At 71.8% G+C, this 19,266-nt stretch carries 20 protein-coding genes; 12 read left to right on the top strand and 8 right to left on the bottom strand.

Features of this window, described 5'->3' with window-relative positions; all coding sequences use genetic code 11:
• Positions 1-117: 117 nt before the first annotated feature.
• From L3i22_RS39535 to L3i22_RS39515, 5 genes are all read left to right on the top strand, one after another.
• Positions 118-840: an ATP-binding cassette domain-containing protein gene (locus L3i22_RS39535; protein ID WP_221322576.1), complete on the top strand. Its 723-nt coding sequence runs from the start codon at positions 118-120 to the stop codon at positions 838-840.
• Positions 837-1,592: an ABC transporter permease subunit gene (locus tag L3i22_RS39530; RefSeq protein WP_221322575.1), complete on the top strand. Its 756-nt coding sequence runs from the start codon at positions 837-839 to the stop codon at positions 1,590-1,592. Before L3i22_RS39535 ends, L3i22_RS39530 begins: the two co-directional genes overlap by 4 nt.
• Positions 1,593-1,605: 13 nt before the next feature.
• A complete protein-coding gene (locus L3i22_RS39525; RefSeq protein WP_255657515.1) occupies positions 1,606-2,940 on the top strand; it encodes a sensor domain-containing protein in 1,335 nt (444 codons plus the stop codon).
• Between the two features lie 22 nt (positions 2,941-2,962).
• Entirely contained in the window at positions 2,963-3,607 is a 645-nt protein-coding gene (locus tag L3i22_RS39520; RefSeq protein WP_221322574.1) for a response regulator transcription factor, read from the top strand.
• Between the two features lie 84 nt (positions 3,608-3,691).
• The gene (locus tag L3i22_RS39515; RefSeq protein WP_221322573.1) at positions 3,692-4,642 is read left to right on the top strand and encodes an alpha/beta hydrolase; all 951 of its coding nucleotides are present in this window, start codon (positions 3,692-3,694) and stop codon (positions 4,640-4,642) included.
• Between the two features lie 106 nt (positions 4,643-4,748).
• On the opposite strand, the gene L3i22_RS39510 is transcribed toward L3i22_RS39515, so the two are convergent.
• Together L3i22_RS39510 and L3i22_RS39505 are read right to left on the bottom strand one after the other, a co-directional pair.
• Positions 4,749-5,417, bottom strand: coding sequence for an isochorismatase family protein (locus L3i22_RS39510; protein WP_221322572.1), 669 nt, complete (start codon positions 5,415-5,417; stop codon positions 4,749-4,751).
• On the bottom strand, positions 5,417-6,610 hold the full coding sequence (locus L3i22_RS39505) for a CaiB/BaiF CoA-transferase family protein (RefSeq protein ID WP_221322571.1): 1,194 nt from the start codon (positions 6,608-6,610) through the stop codon (positions 5,417-5,419). Before L3i22_RS39505 ends, L3i22_RS39510 begins: the two co-directional genes overlap by 1 nt.
• 56 nt (positions 6,611-6,666) lie before the next feature.
• Between L3i22_RS39505 and L3i22_RS39500 the strand changes: the two genes are divergently transcribed.
• The 3 genes from L3i22_RS39500 to L3i22_RS39490 all read left to right on the top strand — a co-directional run bounded on the left by L3i22_RS39500 (position 6,667) and on the right by L3i22_RS39490 (position 10,177).
• Entirely contained in the window at positions 6,667-7,686 is a 1,020-nt protein-coding gene (locus L3i22_RS39500; protein ID WP_221322570.1) for a hydroxymethylglutaryl-CoA lyase, read from the top strand.
• Between the two features lie 173 nt (positions 7,687-7,859).
• Entirely contained in the window at positions 7,860-9,347 is a 1,488-nt protein-coding gene (locus tag L3i22_RS39495; RefSeq protein WP_221322569.1) for a class I adenylate-forming enzyme family protein, read from the top strand.
• Positions 9,344-10,177: a DUF4437 domain-containing protein gene (locus L3i22_RS39490; protein ID WP_221322568.1), complete on the top strand. Its 834-nt coding sequence runs from the start codon at positions 9,344-9,346 to the stop codon at positions 10,175-10,177. The genes L3i22_RS39495 and L3i22_RS39490 overlap by 4 nt, the downstream gene beginning before the upstream one ends.
• On the opposite strand, the gene L3i22_RS39485 is transcribed toward L3i22_RS39490, so the two are convergent.
• Positions 10,178-10,846, bottom strand: a complete 669-nt coding sequence (locus L3i22_RS39485; RefSeq protein WP_221322567.1) for a TMEM175 family protein — start codon at positions 10,844-10,846, stop codon at positions 10,178-10,180.
• A gap of 121 nt (positions 10,847-10,967) precedes the next feature.
• Between L3i22_RS39485 and L3i22_RS39480 the strand changes: the two genes are divergently transcribed.
• Positions 10,968-11,489, top strand: coding sequence for an RNA polymerase sigma factor (locus L3i22_RS39480; RefSeq protein ID WP_221322566.1), 522 nt, complete (start codon positions 10,968-10,970; stop codon positions 11,487-11,489).
• Entirely contained in the window at positions 11,486-12,094 is a 609-nt protein-coding gene (locus L3i22_RS39475; protein ID WP_221322565.1) for a hypothetical protein, read from the top strand. The genes L3i22_RS39480 and L3i22_RS39475 overlap by 4 nt, the downstream gene beginning before the upstream one ends.
• A 49-nt stretch (positions 12,095-12,143) precedes the next feature.
• Here L3i22_RS39475 and L3i22_RS39470 read toward each other — a convergent pair whose 3' ends face one another.
• From L3i22_RS39470 to L3i22_RS39460, 3 genes are all read right to left on the bottom strand, one after another.
• Positions 12,144-12,722, bottom strand: a complete 579-nt coding sequence (locus tag L3i22_RS39470; protein WP_221322564.1) for a hypothetical protein — start codon at positions 12,720-12,722, stop codon at positions 12,144-12,146.
• Positions 12,719-13,012 carry a DUF1905 domain-containing protein gene (locus tag L3i22_RS39465; protein WP_221322563.1) on the bottom strand — a complete coding sequence of 98 codons (294 nt, stop codon included), beginning with the start codon at positions 13,010-13,012 and terminating at the stop codon, positions 12,719-12,721. Before L3i22_RS39465 ends, L3i22_RS39470 begins: the two co-directional genes overlap by 4 nt.
• A gap of 202 nt (positions 13,013-13,214) precedes the next feature.
• The gene (locus L3i22_RS39460; protein ID WP_221322562.1) at positions 13,215-14,729 is read right to left on the bottom strand and encodes a methyl-accepting chemotaxis protein; all 1,515 of its coding nucleotides are present in this window, start codon (positions 14,727-14,729) and stop codon (positions 13,215-13,217) included.
• A 100-nt stretch (positions 14,730-14,829) separates the two neighbouring features.
• Here L3i22_RS39460 and L3i22_RS39455 point away from each other — a divergent pair, with 100 nt between their 5' ends.
• Positions 14,830-16,803, top strand: coding sequence for an acyl-CoA dehydrogenase (locus L3i22_RS39455; RefSeq protein WP_221322561.1), 1,974 nt, complete (start codon positions 14,830-14,832; stop codon positions 16,801-16,803).
• Positions 16,804-16,808: 5 nt separating this feature from the next.
• On the opposite strand, the gene L3i22_RS39450 is transcribed toward L3i22_RS39455, so the two are convergent.
• On the bottom strand, positions 16,809-17,387 hold the full coding sequence (locus L3i22_RS39450) for a hypothetical protein (RefSeq protein ID WP_221322560.1): 579 nt from the start codon (positions 17,385-17,387) through the stop codon (positions 16,809-16,811).
• Positions 17,388-17,485: 98 nt separating this feature from the next.
• Here L3i22_RS39450 and L3i22_RS39445 point away from each other — a divergent pair, with 98 nt between their 5' ends.
• A complete protein-coding gene (locus tag L3i22_RS39445; RefSeq protein ID WP_221322559.1) occupies positions 17,486-17,869 on the top strand; it encodes a hypothetical protein in 384 nt (127 codons plus the stop codon).
• Here L3i22_RS39445 and L3i22_RS39440 read toward each other — a convergent pair.
• Positions 17,815-19,236: a dihydroorotase family protein gene (locus L3i22_RS39440; RefSeq protein ID WP_221322558.1), complete on the bottom strand. Its 1,422-nt coding sequence runs from the start codon at positions 19,234-19,236 to the stop codon at positions 17,815-17,817. The genes L3i22_RS39445 and L3i22_RS39440 overlap by 55 nt on opposite strands.
• Positions 19,237-19,266 lie beyond the last annotated feature (30 nt).

Genomic DNA, 19,266 nt, shown 5'->3' with positions numbered 1-19,266 from the left:
CGCCCGGTGGCGCCGGGCTCCGTCGTTCCCGGGCGGGACACCCCGGGGAAAACCCCCACCGCGAAGCGGGGGCTGTCCGGCTTCTGACCACCGCCGGATTTGCCTAGCGTCGTTCGTGTGATCGAACTACGTGAACTGACCAAACGCTACGGGCGCCGGGTCGCCGTCGACCGGCTGAGCTTCCGGGTCCAGCCGGGCGTGGTGACCGGCTTCCTCGGTCCGAACGGCTCCGGCAAGTCCACCACGATGCGGATGATCCTCGGCCTGGACGCCCCGGACAGCGGCGAGGCGCTGCTCGACGGCGTCCGGTACACCGCCCTGAAACAGCCGCTGACCAGGGTCGGCGCGCTGCTCGACGCGGGCGCGTTCCACCCCGGCCGGAGCGCCCGCGCCCACCTCGCCGCGCTGGCCGCCGGCAACGACCTGCCCGCCGCCCGGGTCGAGCAGGTGCTGCGGGTCGTCGGCCTGACCGAGGCGGCCGGGCGCCGGGCCGGCACCTACTCGCTCGGCATGCGCCAGCGGCTCGGCGTCGCGGTGGCCCTGCTCGGCGACCCGGGCGTGCTGCTGCTCGACGAGCCGGTCAACGGGCTGGACCCGGAGGGCATCCGCTGGATCCGGGACCTGCTGCGCGGGCTCGCCGCCGAGGGCCGGACGGTCTTCGTGTCCAGCCACCTGATCGCCGAGATGGCGCTGACCGCCGACCGGCTGGTGGTGATCGGGCGCGGCCGGCTGCTGGCCGAGACGACCGTCGCCGAGCTCGCCGCCGGCGCCGAGAGCCTGGAGGACGCGTTCTTCCGGCTCACCGACGAGGCCACCGACTACCGGGGAGCAGCGGCATGAGCGCCACGATGCGGATGGAGTGGATCAAGCTGCGCAGCGTCCGGTCGACGTGGTGGCTGGCGATCACGTCGGTGGTCGCGATGGCCGCCACCGGCGCCGGCGTGGGTGTCGGGTACCGGTCACACACGCCGGTCGCCACCGCCGCCCAGATCCTGAACAACAGCCTCGGCGGCGCGATCCTGGCCCAGCTGCTGCTCGGCGCGCTCGGCGTCCTCGCGGTGACCGGGGAGTACAGCACCGGGATGATCCGCTCCACGTTCGCCGCCGTCCCCCGGCGCCGGACCGTGCTGACCGCGAAGGCCGTGGTGGGCGGCGGTGCGGCGCTGGCCACCGGGCTGCTCGCGAGCTTCGCCGGCTACCTGGGCGGGCAGCTCGCGATCCGCGGGACCGCCATTCCGGCCGCCTCGCTCGGCGACCCGGCGATCCTGCGCCCGGTCCTGCTGACCGGGGTCTACCTGGGCGCCACCGCGCTGATCGGGGTCGGTGTCGGCACGGTCCTGCGGCACTCGGGGGCGGCGATCGGCACGCTGTTCGGGCTGACCTTCGTCCCGATGATCGTGGTGGGCCTGTTCGGCGCGAGCGGCATCGAGGTCGGCCGGTTCGTCCCGCTGCTGATGCTGCTCAACTCGATCGCGGTGACCGCGCCGATCCCCGGGCTGTTCGCCGGCTGGGTCAGCGCCCTGCTGATGTGCGGGTACGCGGCGGTCGCGCTGCTGCTCGGCGGCGTCCTGCTCCGCAGCCGGGACGCGTGAGACCGGTAGCGGCATGACCGGAGAGAATGAGCCGATGACCGCGCTGCGCGCCCCGTTCACCAGCCTGGCCCTGCGCCACGTGGTGTTCTGCGTCGCCGGCGTGGTCGTCGCCGTCGCCGTCCTGGCCGTCCCGGCGGCGCTGCCGGCCGCGGCCGTCCTGATCCTCAAGGCGGCCGGCGCGATGGCCGACGAGCCCGCGCCGGTGGTCGCGCCGGTCTTCCTGGTCCTGTTCCCGCTCACCGTCGCGCTGCTGGTCGTGCTGGCGCCCCGGCTCGGGCGCGCGCTCGGCGCCGGGCAGCGCGCCCTCGCCGACCGGCAGCTCGGCGTGCGCGTCGACGGCCCGCCGCCCCGGGCCGCGCGGTGGGTCGCCGACGGGCCGGGCTGGCGCGCCGTCGGGTACGCCCTGCTCAAGGTGCCCCTGGCGATCCCCGAGGGGTACGGCGCGTTCTGCTACCTGTTCGGCGTGGTCAACCTCAGCTACCCGGTGTGGTGGCCGCTGTTCCGCAACCACCCGCCCGGCACCACCCTCGGGCCGGTCCGGGCCCTGACGCCGTTCGGGATGATCAGCGCCCGGACGTTCGCCGGGTCGTTCCTGATCGCCGCGGCCGGCCTCGCCATGCTGCTGGCCGCGCCCTGGGTGATGCGGGCCGGCGCCGCCCTGGACGTGGCCGCGATGCGCCGGCTGCTGGCCCCGCCCCGGCTCGCCGAGCGGGTCCGTGAGCTGCGGGTCAGCCGGGCCCGGGCGATCGACGACGCGGCCGCGATGATGCGCCGGCTGGAGCGCGACCTGCACGACGGCGCGCAGATCCGGCTGGCCACGCTCGCGATGAACCTCGGCATGGCCACCGAGAAGCTCGGCGCCGACGGCCCGCCACCCGACCTCGCGCAGGCCCGCGAGCTGGTCGCGCTCGCCCACCGCGGGGCCAAGGAGGCCCTCGCCGACCTGCGCGATCTGGTCCGCGGGATCCACCCACCGGTGCTCGACAACGGCCTCGGCGACGCGCTGGCGACGCTCGCGTCGAGCAGCGCCGTCCCGGTCGCGGTCGGCGTCGCGCTGCCCGGCCGCCCGGCGCCCGCGATCGAGACGATCGCCTACTTCTGCGCCGCCGAGCTGCTGGCGAACGCGGCCAAGCACAGCCGGGCGCGCCGGATCACGCTCGGCGTCACCGGCTCCGGCGAGCACCTGACGCTGACCGTCGAGGACGACGGCTGCGGCGGCGCCGACCCGGCCGGTCCCGGCCTGTCCGGCCTGGCCCGCCGGATCGCCGTGGTGGACGGCCGGATGCGCGTGCACAGCCCGGCCGGCGGCCCGACCCGGGTCGCGATCGACCTGCCCACCCACGTGTGATGCGGGCAGCGGGGAGGACGACATGCGGGTGGTGATCGCGGAGGACGCCGCGATGATGCGCGAGGGGCTGGTCCGGCTGCTCACCGACCGCGGCTTCGAGGTGTGCGCGGCGGTCGGCGACGCGGACGCGCTGCGGTCGGCGATCGCGGCCTTCGTGCCGGACGTGGCGATCGTCGACATCCGGATGCCGCCGACGCACACCGACGAGGGCCTGCGCGCCGCGCTCGACATCCGGCGCGACCATCCCGGCGTCGGCGTGCTGGTCTTCTCGCAGTACGTGGAGACCCGCTACGCGACGCGCCTGCTCGCGGACCGGCCGTCCGGCGTCGGCTACCTGCTCAAGGACCGGGTCGCCGACGTCGCCGACTTCGTGGACGCGCTGACCCGGGTGGCCTCCGGCGGTACCGCGCTGGACCCGGAGGTGGTCGGCCACCTGATGCGGGCCGGGCCGGGCCCGGCCGGGGTGGCGGCGCTGACGCCCCGCGAACGCGAGGTGCTGGCGCTGATGGCCGAGGGCCGGTCCAACGCCGGGATCGCGGCGGCCCTGGTCATCACGCCCGGCGTGGTGGAGAAGCACGTGGCGAGCATCTTCGCCAAGCTCGGCCTGCCGGCCTCGGACAACGACAACCGGCGGGTCCTGGCGGTGCTGCGGCACGTCGGCGGCTGAGGGGTGGGCCTTGACACTCGGGCATCGATACACGCTAATGGAAACACTGTTTCGGAGAGTGTTACGGCTGACCTTGGAGGTCCCGTGTCCCTGTCCCGTCTTCTCGCCGCGATCGTCGTGACCGCGGCGGCCCTGCTGGGCGTCCCAGCACCAGCGTCCGCGGCGGCCACCGTGGTCAGCAACACCGTCGACGTCGCCTGCGGCAGCAGCACGAACCACCAGGCCGCCGACTGGTACTTCCCGGCGGCGACCAGCCCGAAGGCGCTGGTCTACCTGCAGCACGGCTTCTCCCGCTCGAAGGGCAACATGGCCGCGCTGGCCGGCAAGTACCAGGCCGCGGGCTTCCTGGTGTTCGTGCCGACCCTGCCGTCGACCAACGGCTCCGGCTGCACGGTCAACAACACCGGCAGCAACCCGGCCTTCCTGAAGAACGTCGCCGCCTGGTTCGGCAACCCGGCCGGCCCGCTCGCGGTGAGCTACGCGTCCGCGGCGGCGACGGCCGGGCGAACCGGCAGCACGCTGCCCGCCCCGCTCGTCCTGGCCGGGCACTCGGCCGGCGGTGAGGCGGTCACCTACGTCGCCGGGATCCTCAGGACGACCTATCCGGCGGCCTTCGCCAACCTCAGGTTCCTGCAGCTGCTCGACCCGGTGAAGTCCCCGTCCGGCACCAACATGGCGACCGGGCTGGCCGCGATCGGCGGCACGACGCTGCCGATCTACACGATCTCGTCGCCGCCCTACACCGCCAACAGCAACGCCAGCGGCACGGTCGAGCTGACCACGACGCTGAACCGGCCGTTCCTCGGGGTCCGGCTGACCACCGGCAGCCACTGCGACGCCGAGGGTTCCAGCACGAACTTCCTCTGCACGCTGACCGCCGGGGCGTCGAAGGCCGCCAACGTCACCGCGCTGCAGACCCTCGCGGTGGCCTGGGCGAACGACACGGTCGCCGGGACCACCACCGCGACGAACTACCCCGGCGGCACCTACTACCAGTCGCTGCTCACCGCCGGCACGATCGTCACGCTTCCCTAGGCTGAAGACCCGGCGCTCACGGCACGGTTCGCCGTGGGCGCCGGCTTCCATCAAGACCATGGCGACGTACGGCCGCAGCACCGCGCCCGGCTCGGAGAAGCGCGGGCTATCGCCGTACGGCGGAATGGTCTTGATCTTGATCTGGTCCTCGGCGCGGGATCTCGGTGAGCGCCTCGTCGAGGGCGATGACGTCGGCATACTTGGCGTCCAGGTCGAACAGGTTGGCCTCGTGCGGGCCGGGCGCGCGATCGGCGCATGCCTCGCGCACGACCATCGGCCGGAAGCCGTGCTGCAGCGCGTCGAGCGCCGACGCCCGCACGCACCCGCTGGTCGAGAAACCGCCGATGACCAGCGTGTCGATCCGGTGCGAGGTCAGCCAGGCGGCCAGCGACGTGCCGGCGAACGCGCTCGCGTAGTGCTTGACCACGACCGTCTCGCCGGGCGCGGGGGAGAGCGGCGGCGCGAAACCGGCCAGCGCGCTGCCCTCGGCGAACGCCTTCAGCGCGGGCACCTTCGCGGCGAACAGCGGCGCCTCGGCGCACGACGCGTCCGCGAAGTGGACCCGGGTCCAGACCACCGGGACACCGGCCGCCCGCGCCGACGCGGCCAGCGCGGCCATCGCCTGCGCCGCGATCTCCCCGGTGCCCAGGTAGAGCGGCGAACCGGGCCGGGTGTACGCGACCGCCGGGTCCACGAGCAGCACCGCCGGCCGGTCTCCCCAGCCGAGCCGGCGGGCGAACCCGGCGGTCGCGTAGTCCTCGCCGAGCCCGGTCATCAGATGATGCCGCGCTCGCGCAGGCCGGCCATCTCATCGCCGGTCAGACCGAGAATGCCCTGGTAGACCTCGTCGTTGCTGGCGCCGAGCGCCGGCCCCGGCCACTTCACCGCGCCCGGGGTCCCGGAGAGCCGCGGGGCGACGTTCTGCATCTTCAGCGGCCCGAGCTCGGGGTGGTCGACGGTGATCACGGCCTCGCGGGCCCGCACGTGCGGGTCGGCCAGGATGTCCTCGGCGGTGTAGATGCCGCCGGCCGGCACGCCCGACTCGTGCAGCAGGGCGAGCAGCTTCCCGGACGGGACGGTCGCCGTCCAGTCGCTGATCAGCCGGTCCAGCTCGGCCTGGTGCTGCCCGCGCGAGCCGTGCGTCGCATACCGCGGATCGGTGGCCAGCTCGGGCCGGCCCATCACGTCGGTCAGGCGGCGGAACACGGTGTCCTGGTTCGCCGCGATCAGCACGTCCGAGCCGTCGGCGGTCGGGTACACGTTGCTCGGCGCGACGTTCGGCAGGATCGGGCCGGTGCGCTCGCGGCGGTAGCCCGCCACGTCCCACTCCGGGATCAGCGACTCCATCATGGCCAGGACCGCCTCGTAGATCGCCGAGTCGACGACCTGCCCGCGGCCGGTGCGCTCCCGGGCGTGCAGGGCGGCCAGCGTGCCGAACGCGGCATAGGTCGCGGCGAGCGAGTCGCCGATCGAGATGCCGCTGCGCGACGGCGGCCGGTCCGCCTCGCCGGTGACGTGCCGCAGGCCGCCCATCGCCTCGCCGATCGAGCCGAAGCCGGCGCGCGGCGCATACGGCCCGGTCTGACCGTAACCGGTCACCCGGACCAGGATCAGCCGCGGATTGATCCTCGCGAGCTCGTCGTACGACAACCCCCAGCGCTCCAGCGTGCCGGGCCGGAAGTTCTCCAGCAGCACGTCCGCGTGCTCGACCAGGCGGCGGACCAGGGCCTGCCCCTCCGGCTCGCGCAGGTTGCAGGTGACCGATTTCTTGTTCCGCGCGACGACCGGCCACCACAGCGACTGGCCGTGCGGCTTCTCCCGCCCCCACTGGCGCATCGGGTCGCCGCGGCCCGGATCCTCCAGCTTGATCACCTCGGCGCCGAAATCCCCGAGGAGCTGGCCGCAGAACGGGCCGGCGAGCAGGGTTCCGGTTTCCAGGACTCGAATGTCGGCGAGTGGCGCGGTCATGACAGCACCCTATCCGTGTGAAACGATGTTTCGCTAGACGGAACAGGGGGTGTCGGGTGGAGATCGTCGAGGTCGGTCCCCGGGACGGGCTGCAGAACGAGAAGAAGATCCTGCCTGCGGCAGTCAAGATCGATTTGGTACGGCGGGTGATCGCGGCCGGGCTGCGCCGGATCGAGGTGGCGGCGTTCGCCCGTCCCGATCTCGTGCCGCAGATGGCGGACGCCGCCGAGGTGTTGCGGGGAGTGCCGCGGGTGGAGGGGGTTCGGTATGTCGCTCTGGTGTTGAACGGGCGGGGACTGGAGCGGGCGCTGGCGCTCGGGGACGCTCGGCCGGACGAGATCAACTATGTGGTGGTGGCCAGCGATGAATTCTCCCGTAGGAATCAAGGGGTGGCGACGATGGCGTCGCTCGCGGCGTTTCGCGAGGTTGCGTCGCGAGCCCGAGATGCCGGATTTTTCGTGACATTGACGGTGGCGGCGGCGTTCGGGTGTCCGTTCAGCGGGGAGGTGCCGGTGGCCCGGGTGCGGGCGATCGTCGACGAGGCCGGCCCGATCGACGAACTGTGCCTCGCCGACACCATCGGGGTGGGCGTCCCGCCGCAGGTCACCGAGCTGGCCGCCGCGGTCCGCGAGACGACGCCGTTCAAGGCGCACGCCGGCGGGGCGATTTCGTCTGCGGCGGGCGCTGGTTCGTTCGCGCCGGGCGGCGGTTCGTCTACGGCGGGCGGCGGTTCGTCTGCGGTGGGCGCCCCGGAAGTGCGCGGGGGCCTGCCTCTTCGGGCGCATTTTCACAACACGCGCAACACCGGGTATGCGAACGCGATGGCGGCTGTGGCGGCGGGATTCACCGCGCTCGACAGCAGCGTCGGCGGGATCGGGGGGTGCCCGTTCGCGCCGGCCGCCACCGGGAACATCGCGACGGAGGACCTGGCGTATCTGCTGAACCGGTCGGGTTTGCGGACCGGGGTCTCGGTGCCGGTGGCAGCGGAGGCCGGATCGTGGATCGGCTCGGAGTTGGGCATCGAGGTGCCGGCCCAAATCGGTCGAGCCGGAAATTTCCCGCCTAAGGCCATTTGACGGATTGGCCCCCCAACTGAACATGACCCGCCCTCACCAAGGGGGGCCACCTCCACTGCCGTAATTGTGGCCTGGGGATTCATGATCGGGTTGGGGGGCTGTGGACAAGTCGCTGGTGTGGAAAACGTTCGGGGCTCTTGCGCGCCGAATGGAAACGGTGTTTCCATTCTGGCATGTTGCGGGCTGGTGGGGCGGATCTGACGATCGCCGGCGGGATTCGGGAGTTCGGCCGGGCGACCCCGGACGTGATCGCCGTGCGCGACGGCGACCGCACGCTCACCTACGCGGCGCTCGACGAACGTTCCAACCGGGTCGCCTGTGGGCTGCTCCAGCAGGGTCTTCGGTACGGCGACCGGGTCGCCCTGCTCTGCGGCAACCGGCTGGAGTATCCGGAGATCGCGGCCGGGATCGCCAAGGCCGGGCTGGTGCTGGTGCCGGTCAATCCGCGGCTGACCGCGCCCGAGGTGGCGTTCATCCTGGAGCATTCCGGGGCACGGGCGGTGCTGGTGGACGAGGCGCTGGCCGGGGCGGTTGACGACGTACCCCTCAATCGGGTTTTGATCGGGTCTTCCTATGAGGCCTGGCTCGGCGCGGCGAGCAGCGTGGATCCGTGGATCGCGGTGGACGAGCGGGACCCGTTCTGCATCGCCTACACCGCCGGGACCACCGGGGATCCGAAGGGCGTGCTGATCTCGCACCGGTCCCGCTGCCTGACGTTCTATGCCACCGCGCTGGAGTGGGGGCTGGGGCCGGGGCGCCGCACGATCGCGGTCGCGCCGATGTATCACGGGGCCGGGTTCGCGTTCGCCTACGCGTCGGTCTACTGCGGCGGCACGGTCAGCATGCTGCGCTCGTTCGATCCGCACCGGCTGCTCGACATGATCGATCGGGACGGCGCGCAGTCGGTCTTCCTGGTCCCGACGCACGCCCAGTTGATTCGCGCCGCGATGCCCGAACCACCCCGATCAACGACCCTGGACACGCTCTACTTCAATGCCGCGGCGCTGCCGAAGGTGCTCAAGGAGTGGGTGTTCGAGGCGTTCCCCGGCGTGGGCGTGCACGAGCTCTACGGCTCCACCGAGGCCGGCGTGGTCACGAATCTGCGCCCGCCGGACGCGCGGCGCAAGGCCGGCTCGGTCGGGCATCCGTGGTTCGCGACGCAGGTGCGGGTGGTCGGCCCGGACGGGGAGCCGGTCGGGACGGGCGTTCCGGGCGAGCTGTTCAGCCGATCGCCGTACCTGATGAACGGCTATCACCGGAACCCGGCGGCGACCGCGGCCTGCACCACCGCGGACGGCTTCCTGACGTCCGGCGACATCGTGATCCGGGACGAGGAGGGCTTCCTCTCCATCGTGGACCGGGTCAAGGACGTGATCATCACGGGCGGGGTGAACGTGTACCCGCGTGACGTCGAGGAGGTCCTGCTCACCCATCCGTCGGTCACCGAGTGTGCGGTGGTCGGCGAGCCCGACGACCGCTGGGGTGAACGGGTGGTCGCATATCTGGTCGGTCAGGGCCCCCTGGAGCCCGACGTACTCGAGGCGTTTCTGCGCGAACGGCTGGCCGGTTTCAAAGTCCCCAAGCAGTACCGAGCCGTGCCGGCGCTGCCCCGCAACGCCGCCGGAAAGATCCTGAAACGCGAGCTGAGGAGTACGCCGTGAGGGCACACGTGGAACTGATCCACGAGGACGACTACATCTTCCACGCCGGGGAACTGCCGTTCGGCGAGGGCAAGATCCTGGAACGACGGCTGTCCACCGACGAGGAGGACGGGTCGTCGTCGCTGTCGCTGCACGCGACCGCGGACTGGGGCCGCGGCCCCGGGACCCCGCACGCCGACACCGAGTTCTACGTGGTCGAGGGCTCGATGCTGTACGGCGGCCGGGAGCTCGGGCCGGGCGGCTACGTCCAGGTGCCGCAGGGCGAGGCGATGGACTGGATCAAGATCCGGGAGGGGTCGCGCGTCCTGCACTGGCGGGAGTACGGCGACGCCGGCTTCGACCCGCTCGACGGCGGAACGGAGCTGACCGCCACCGTCGTCGACGCGAACACCATGGACTGGGTGGAGGCGCCGTCGGTCGGGCCGCTCACCCCGCTCTACATCAAGCTGCTGCACCGGGACCCGAAGACCGGCTTCTACACCCGGCTGATCCGGGCGAAGCAGGGCTGGACCGACCACCGGCTCGCGCATCACCCCTGCTACGAGGAGTTCTACACGCTCGGCGGGCGGATGGCGTACAACTTCGGCGACATCGACGAGGGCACCTACTGCTTCCGGCCGGCGGGCGTGAAACACGGGCATTTCGTCGCCGAGACCGACATCGACTGGATCATCCGCTCGGACGGCGAGCTGATCAACTGGTACACCACCGAGGAATGGGTCAAGTGGGGCGGCCACGCGGAGAACTACCCGCACGAGCACGCCCCGGTGATCTCCACGATGCCGGTCCGCTCCCGCAGCCGGGGCGACTGGTCCGGCGACGGCATGTGATCAGAACCGGTCGAAGGGGCGGATCTTCGGCGCGAACGCCGAGTTGAGCTGCAAGAGCACGATCAACCCCACTCCGGCGTACGTGTTCCACACCGCCAGCAGCACCCCGACCAGGTAGAGAGCCTGTGCCACCACGATCCGGCGGCGCAGGCTCGCCCGGAAGCCCGGTTCCCGGTCCTCGCGCAGCAGGCCGGCCCGGTCCGCGTACCGCAGGCAGGCGAGCAGCAGCAGGCCCAGCACCAGCAGGTTCAGCCAGTAGACCAGCAGCGCCAGGCGGACCGTCATGAACTCGGCCAGCAGCGCGGTCGAGAACGGCATGAACGACACGCCCAGCAGGAACGTCAGGTGCAGCCAGCTCAATTGCCGGTCGCCGCGCGCGCAGAAGTTCAGCTGGGTCTGCTGCCCGAGCCAGAACATCCCGAGCGTCAGGAAACTGAGGGCGAACGCCAGCGCGCTCGGGCCGACGTGCGCCAGCAGACTGAACAGCGCCCGCTCCGGCTCCATCGCCCCATCGCTCCACAGCGGCCGCTGCCGGCGCATCTCGTCCATCACCGGGACGCGCAGGTCCAGCACCAGCAGCGTCATGGTCACCGCGAAGATGCCGTCGCTGATCGCCGCGAGTCGATCGACGCTGCCGCCGGCCAGCCGGTGATAAAGGGTCCGCTCCATCCGCCGACCATGTCACGACCGGCCGACGCGACGCCGCCCCGCTTCTCCGCTTCGCCACAAAATTATTCGGTACGGGGTGAAAGCCCCGGCCCCGTGCCGGACATGGAGCAGGGTGGACCCCGTGAACGTGGACGACCGCCGGAAGCGGTTCGAGGCGATCGCCCCGGCGGTGATCGACGCCGTCCGCCGCTACCTGGCGCGGCGCACCGACCCGGCGACCGCCGACGACGTGCTCTCCGAGACGCTGCTGATCTGCTGGCGGCGACTGGACGAGATGCCCGGCGAGCACCTGCCCTGGGCGTACGGCGTAGCTCGTAATTGCCTGGCCAACGCGGACCGTGGGCGGCGCCGCCAAGCCCGGCTGGCCGCCCGGATCGCCGTTCTCGATCCGCCGCCGGAGGCGGTGGCCGAACCGGCCGTGACCGAGACCGATCTGACCGCCGTGCTCGCCGAGATGCGTGCCGAGGACGCCGAGTTGCTGCGCCTGTGGGCCTGGGAGGACCTCACGCCGCCCCAGATCGCCCTGGTCCTGGGCATCTCCACGAACGCCGCGACGATCCGGCTGCACCGGGCCAAACAGAAGCTGCGAAAGCTGATCGAGGCTGCCGGACATGAGGAGTCGACAGAAGGGAGCCGGCCGTGACCGACGACGATCTGCGTACCACCCTGCGCCGTGCCGACCCGGCGGCGTCGCTGCCACCGCTGCCTCCCGCCCGCGTCGACCACCTCCTGGAGCAGACCATGGCCACCCCGTTCGCCGACGCCCCCACCGTCACGCCGCCGTCCCGGTGGCGCCGGACCGCCCTGCTCGCCGCCGCGGCCCTCGTCCTGGTCGTCGGCGCCGGCCTCGCCTGGCTTCAGCTCCGCCCGCCGTCCGGTGATGATCAGGTCAGCACGGCCGCGCCCACGGCCATCACTCTGACCGGCGCGGGAATCGCGGCCAAGTGCGTGGAGCCGACGGCGGAGGTGCTGGCGTCGCGCGCCGACCTGGCGTTCGCCGCGACCGTCCGCGACGTCGCCGGTGACACGGTGACGCTGCAGGTCACGAACGTCTACAAGGGCGCGGCGGTCGATCTGGTCCACGTCCCGCAGGCGCCCGGCGCGTCCGAGGGGCTGATGGGCAGCGGTTCCTTCGAGGCCGGCAAGAAGTACCTGGTCGCGGCGTCGCAGGGGCAGATCATCACCTGCGGCTACAGCGGCGAGGCGGACGCGCCCGGCCTGCAGGGCCTGTTCGACGCCGCGTTCTAGGGTCTCACCTGCCGATCCGCGCGCCTGCCGATCCGCGCGCGGAAAGGCACTAGGCGAGCGTGATCGCGAGGAGCGCCCGGCCCGGCCCGAGCAGGGCGAACGCCAGGCGCTCCACGCGCTCGTCGTGCACCGCGGCGGTCACCGCGATCGCCCCCTCCGGCAGCGGCCCGAGCTCGTGCTCCGGCTGCTCCTCGCCGAATCCGCCCAGGCCGCGCCACCGGCCCGTGGCGTCCACCGCGGTCGCCTCCGGACCGATCGCGCACATCGCCGCGAGCAGCACGAGATCGGTCACGTCGGCGTCGGCCACCGGCGGGTCCAGCGGCCAGTGCTCGAGATCGACCCGCGACGCGACCTCGGCCGGGTCCGGCATCCACTCCGACAAATCAAGATCAAGACCGAAAAGAATCAGCCGTTCCCGTACGAAGGAAGCCAGCTCCCCGAGCGGCAACCGCACCGTCTCCTGATCCTCGGCCACCACCACCGGGACGTTCGTCGCCGACCGCACCGCGGCGTCCAGCGCGACGACCTCGCCCGCGTCCACCTCGAAGACCACGCCGCCGGCCGGCACCCGCCAGCGCGGCGTCCCGTAGTCGTCGACGCTCAGCAGGTCGGCGCCGCGCACGCTCATCCGACGCCGTCCAGCGACAGCCGTATCGACACGGTGTCACCGACGTCGATCCGTTCCGCGGCCCGCACCCGCGCCTTGACCGGCACGATGTAGCGCCCGTCCTTGGGCCACAGCGACGTCGTCCAGTCGGTGCCCCCGATCCGCGCCGCTACCGGGATCATTCCCCACCCGTAGCTGACCAGCGACGACGCCGCCTCCAGCTCGTCGCACTGCTCCGCCGGCACGGTCACGAAGTGCCAGGGCGCCGGCCCCTTCCAGAACCACAGCTCACCACGGAACTCGAGATCCACGCTGCCGAGGATAGGCCCCGGCGTTTTTCAACAACAATCGACCCGTATCTATCGGTGGGCTCGCATGGCGGTCACGCCGCGATGGAATCGCTCCCACCCGGGCCGTGGCGTCGAACAGCCGCGACGTCTGGAGTGGAGCGGACGAAGCGAAGGTGCGGGGCTGTGGCCGTACCCTAATCGGATTTTGATCTTGGGGGTTTGCTCATGCGTGGATGCGGAAGCGGGAGACCACGTCGTTGAGGCTGGTGGCGAGGCCGGCCAGGTCGGTGGCGGCCTGGCGGGTGGAGGTGGCGCCGTTGGCGGTCTGGGAGGCGGTCGTGGCGACCTGGTCGATCGAGCGGTGGATCGCGTCCGCGCCGTGGGCGGCGTCGTCGAAGAGGCGGCTGAGCTCGTTCGTGGTGGCGGTCTGCTCCTCGACAGCGCCGGCGATGCTGGCCTGGTACTGGTTGATCTCGTTGATCACGTCGGCGATCCGGCCGATCGCCTCGATCGCGTGGCTGGTGTCGCCCTGGATCGCCTCGATCCGCTGGCCGATGTCCTCGGTGGCCCGGGCCGTGCTCTGCGCCAGGTCCTTGACCTCGCTCGCGACCACCGCGAAGCCCTTGCCGGACTCGCCGGCCCGAGCCGCCTCGATCGTCGCGTTCAGGGCGAGCAGGTTCGTCTGCTCGGCGATGCTGGTGATCAGCTTGATCACGTTGCCGATCTCGTCGGTGGACGCCGACAGCTTCGACATCGCGGCGGTGGTCTGCTGCGCGGTCTCCACCGCGCCCTGCGCGATCTGCGCGACCGTCGTGGTGTTCCCGGCGATCTCCCGGATCGCGGCGGTCATCTGCTCGGCGCCCTGCGCGGCCTCCCGGACCCGCTCGGTCACCAGGGTGCTGGAGTCGGAGACCGTGCTGACCTGGCCGGCGGCCTGCTCGGACGACGCGTCGACGTCGCCGCTGATCAGGGTGAGGCGCTCGGAGGCCGCGCGGAGCGAGTGGGCGTTCTCGGCGATCGTGCCGATCGCCCGGCGGATGTCGCCGACCGCCTCGTTCACCGCCGCGGACATCTGGCCGATCTCGTCGCGGCTGGTCACCGGCACGTCGGCGGTGTAGTCGCGCTGGGCGACCCGGCGCAGCGCGGCGACCGACACGGCGAGCGGCCGCAGGATCGACCGGCCGATCAGGAAACCCGCGCCGACCAGCAGCGCCAGGCCGATCGCGAGCACCAGGCCGACCGTCCAGCGAACCCGGCTGACCAGGCTCTTCTGTGCCGCGTCGGACGCCGTGGCCTGCTTCGCGATCGAGTCGATCACGGTCGTCAGGTCGGCGGAGAACGCCTTGTTCGCGGTGAACAGCGACTCGCCGGCGGCATACCGCTCGGCCTTCGTCGCCCCGTCGCCCAGCTGGGTCTGCACCCCGGACGCGGTCGTCGAGTAGGCCTGCCAGGACGTGCCCAGCGAGCCGGCCGCGGCGAGCTCGCGGGCGGTCAACTGGCTGATCAGGTCGTCGCCCTCGGCCAGGAACGGCTTGTTGAGGGCGATGAAGTTGGCGGTGTCCTCGGGGAAGCCGATGTTGCCGTTCACGATGCTGCGCACCATCGTGGCGGTGGTGTCCAGCCGGGACAGCAGCAGACTGGTCTGGCGGAGCTCGTCCTGCGCGGTCGAGGCGGTGGCCAGCCGGGTGATGTTGACCAGGGCGGTGACGCCCAGCGCCACCGCGAGCAGCACGCTCATCAGGATGAGACTGCTGAGCTTCCAGCGAACCGACCAATTCCGCATGATCCACCAATCGGCCACGCAGCGGAGAAGCTGAGCGCGTGCTTAGCTGGAAATCATGATCGGCGACTCCATCGACCCGGCCCACCTGCAGGACGTCCTCGACGGGCGGTGGGCGCACATCCGGCAAGCGGTCCGTGACGAACTCGGCAAGGCCGGCTTCGCCGTGGTGCACGGCGAGACCGGCGAGCAGGCCCGGGAGCGGATCTCCGCGCTGATCCGGCAGATCCCGTCCGACATCGGCGTCGCGTCGGCGTTCCCGAAGGCCTACGGCGGGTCGGACGACCCGGGCGGCTCCGTGGTGGCGGCCGAGATGCTGGCGTACGCGGACCTGTCCCTGATGGTGAAGGCCGGCGTGCAGTGGGGCCTGTTCGGCGGGGCCGTCGTCGCGCTCGGCACCGAGCGTCACCACGCCGAGTTTCTGCCCGGCATCATCTCCACCGAGGTCATGGGCTGCTTCGCGATGACCGAGACCGGTCACGGCTCCGACGTGCAGAAACTGCGCACCACCTGTGTGTACGACCCGGCCACCGGCACGTTCGACCTGCACACCCCGCACCAGGCGGCCCGCAAGGACTACATCGGCAACGCGGCGCGGGACGGCCGGATGGCGGTCGTCTTCGCCCAGCTGGTCACCGAGGGCCGCAGCCGTGGCGTGCACGCCTGGCTGGTCCCGATCCGCGACGCCGACGGCAACCCGATGCCGGGCGTCACGCTGGGCGACGCCGGCCACAAGGCCGGCCTGCTCGGCGTCGACAACGGGCGGATCAGCTTCGACCACGTGACCGTGCCGCGCGAGATGCTGCTCGACCGCTACGGCCAGGTCGCCGCGGACGGCACCTACACCAGCCCGATCGAGAACGACACCCGCCGCTTCTTCACCATGCTGGGGACGCTGGTCCGCGGCCGGGTCACGGTGGGCGGCGCGGCTTCCGCCGCGACCAGAGAAGCATTGACAATCGCGATTCGGTACGGCGACAGCCGCCGCCAGTTCGGTGTGCCCGGCGACGACCGGGAGGTGGTGCTCAACGACTACCTCGCCCACCAGCGCAAACTGTTGCCGGCGCTGGCCACGTCGTACGCGTACGTGTTCGCCCAGGAGGAGTTGGTCGGCACCCTCGCCGACGTGCAGTCCGGCCCCGGCCCGGTCGACGAGCACCGCCAGCGTGAGCTGGAGTCCCGCGCCGCCGGCCTGAAAGCCATGCAGACCTGGCACGCCACGCACACGATCCAGATGTGCCGGGAGGCGTGCGGCGGCGCCGGCTACCTGTCGGAGAACCGGCTGCCCGCGCTGAAGGCCGACACCGACGTGTTCACCACGTTCGAGGGCGACAACACGGTCCTGCTGCAACTGGTCGCGAAGGGCCTGCTCACCGGCTACCGGGACGCGTTCGGCTCGCTCGACGGCTGGGGCCGGGCCACGTTCGTCGCCGAGCAGGTCCGCGAGATGGTCCTGGAGCGCACCGCCGCCCGCGGCCTGATCCAGCGCCTGGTCAGCGCGGTCCCGGGCCGCGACGAGGAGGTCGCGGTGACCGACCGCGGCTGGCACCTGACCATGTTCGAGGACCGCGAGAAGCACGTCCTGGAGGGCGCGATCCGCCGCCTGCGCAACGGCGCCGCGACCAAGAAGGACCGCCCGTTCGACATCTTCAACGACGTCCAGGACCACGTCCTGAAGACGGCCACCGCGCACATCGACCGGATCACCTTGGAAGCCTTCGTCGCCGGCATCGAACGGGCCGCCGACCCGGGCGCGAAAGCCCTGCTCAACCGGGTCTGCGACCTGTACGCCCTGACCGTGATCGAGGCCGACAAGGGCTGGTTCCTGGAGCACGGGCGCCTGACCCCGGCCCGCTCCAAGGCGGTCACCGGGGTCGTCAACGACCTGCTCGGCGAGCTGCGCCCGCACCTGTCGACGCTGGTGGAGGCGTTCGCGATCCCGGACGAGTGGCTGAACGCGGCGATCCTGCGCGAGGAGCCCGCCCGCCAGGAGGCGATGGCCGAGGAGGACGCGCGGCACGCCGCCTCGTGATCGCCTCAGACGCGGGACTTCCAGGCAGGCAGGCCGGCCGCTGACCGGAGCGTCGGCCAGGCCGTCATGGCCGGTGCCCGGCGCAGGTAGCGTTCGCACTCCTCGGCGAAGTCCACCCCGGCCGCGGTCAGCCGGGTCCGGGCGATGACCGCCTCGGGATCGGTCTCGTCGTCCTCGGCCAGCCGGATCTCGTCGGTGTACGGGCCGCCGGTGAGCCGGGCCGTCGCCAGCCCGAGCCCGACCGCGAAGGTGACGCCGACGCAGGTCCGATAGGGGCTGATGATGGCGAACACGTTGTCCGGCCGATGGTCGATGACCATGAGCTGCACACCGTCCCCGGTGGCCGGCATCACGAGGTCGAAGAAGATCGCGGGGCGGTTCCCGTCCGGCGCGGGCGGCAGCCGCTCCCCGATCAGGGTCCGGTCCAGACGCGCACCGGAGAGCGGGCGGCCGTCCCCGTCCAGGACGTCGAATCCAGGAACGACCGTCCCGCCCAGCAGCTCACCGAGCACCAGCCCGGTCTCCCGCGCGACCGCGCCGAGCGAGACCGGGCGCGGCAGCTCGACCTCTACATCCACCGACATGAGCGGAGACGATATCGGTGAGCGGGACGCGCGCCTCACGTCGCCGCTTTCTCGGGATATCGGCCTCGACCGCGGACAAGTTTCTCCATGATGAGCATGTGGACCAGCGACGGGCCGAACTGGCGCGGACGATGCGGGCTCTCGGAATGTGGCGGCAGGTGTCCGGGACGGAAGCGGACGCCGCCCAGCGAAGCGTCGCCGAGGGCGGTTATCCGTTCGATTCCGCCTCGGAGGATCCGGGCTACGACTGGTTCTTCGTTGACGGCGAGGAGATGGCCGAGGGCCAGATCGAGAACCAGCTCGCCGAAATCCGGCCCCGCCTGCGGGAACTCGGCGTCGACCTGGTGGCTGAATCGCGCCCTCCGGCGCCTCGGTCTTCGATGAGCGGCCGCTGGGCGGAGGTTGGCGATTCCGTCCGGGCGGTGGGTCAGCGGGCCAGGAAGTGGCCCTGGGGGGTGCCGAGGGGTTTGCCGTTCTCGTAGGCGAGGTGGCCGCGGACGATGGTGGCGACCGGCCAGCCGCGGACCTTGCGGCCCTCGAACGGGCAGTGGTCCTGGCCGGACAGCAGCAGGTCGGTGGTGACCTCCTGTTCCAGGTCCGGGTCGACGATGGTCAGGTCGGCGTCGTAGCCGACCAGCAGGTTGCCCTTGCGGCCGTCCAGGCCGTACGCGCGGGCCGGGTTCGCCGAGGCCAGTTCGGCGACCCGGGCCGGGGTGAGGCCGCGTTTGTGCATGCCCTCGCTCAGCAGGATCGGGTAGAGCAGGGCGGTGCCGCCGAAGCCCGGCAGGGCGGGCCACAGCTCCTCGCCCTTCGACGACTCCTGGCAGCAGGCGTGGTCCGACGCCACCCAGTTGACCGTGCCGTCCAGGACGCCGGCCCAGAGTGCCTCGGTGTCGGCCCGGCTACGGATCGGCGGGTTGACCTTGCCGCCCAGGCCGGACAGGTCGTCGTAGGACAGGCACAGGTGGTGCAGGGTCACCTCGAAGCGCATGTCCACCGACGGCATCGCCAGGCGGGCCTCGCGGGCCGCGGCCAGGGCTTCGCCGGAGGACAGGTGCAGCAGGTTCACCGAGCAGTTGGTGGCCCGGGCCAGGGTGGTGGCCTCGCCGATGGCGACCCGTTCGGTGAGTGGCGGCCGGGCGTCCGAGTAGGCCTTCAGGGTCTGCGGGTCGCCGGCCTCCCGGATCCGGTCGATGAACAGGCGCATGAGCTCGGCCTGCTCGCAGTGCAGGGAGAGCGAGATCCGGCGGTCGGCGGCGGCGCCGGCCGCGGACACCGCCTCCATCAGCTGGTAGAGGTGGCCGAGGTCGTACTCGTCGCTCATGGTGAACGCCTTGGCGTCCCGGGAGTCCGCGGCGAGGTTGAAGCCCTTGTAGAACATGTAGTACTTGAACGAGCTGATCCCGGCCTCGACCAGCGCGGGGATCTCCCGCACCTGGGTGGTGTCCATCGGCGCCAGGTGGAAGCCGTAGTCGGTCCACGCGTGCCCGGCGACCGCGTCCAGCACCTCGGGCAGGATCGTCGCGTACGGCCCGGTCTTGTTCAGGTAGTGCTGCCCGGTGCGGAAGTACGAGAGCACGGTCGTCGCCCCGCCGACCAGTGAGGAGCGGGTCTCCTCGGCCGCGTCGACCGCGAGCGGGCGGTAGATGCCCAGGTGGAAGTGGGCGTCGACGGCGCCGGGGAAGACCAGCCGGCCGGTGGCGTCGACCACCTGGCCGGCCTCGGACGTGGGGATCGAGGTGGCGATCGCGGCGACCCGGCCGTCCGTCACCGCCAGGTCGGCGCGCATGGTGCCGACGTAGGGGACGACCAGCGTGCCGCCGCGTACCAACAGGTCATACCGGCTCATCGGAACCTCCGGGGAGAGCTGCGTTTCGCA

The organism is Actinoplanes sp. L3-i22 (assembly GCF_019704555.1).
GTDB lineage: Bacteria > Actinomycetota > Actinomycetes > Mycobacteriales > Micromonosporaceae > Actinoplanes.
The sequence above is the reverse complement of the archived record's forward strand: the minus strand, read 5'-3'. Positions and strand labels throughout refer to the sequence as shown.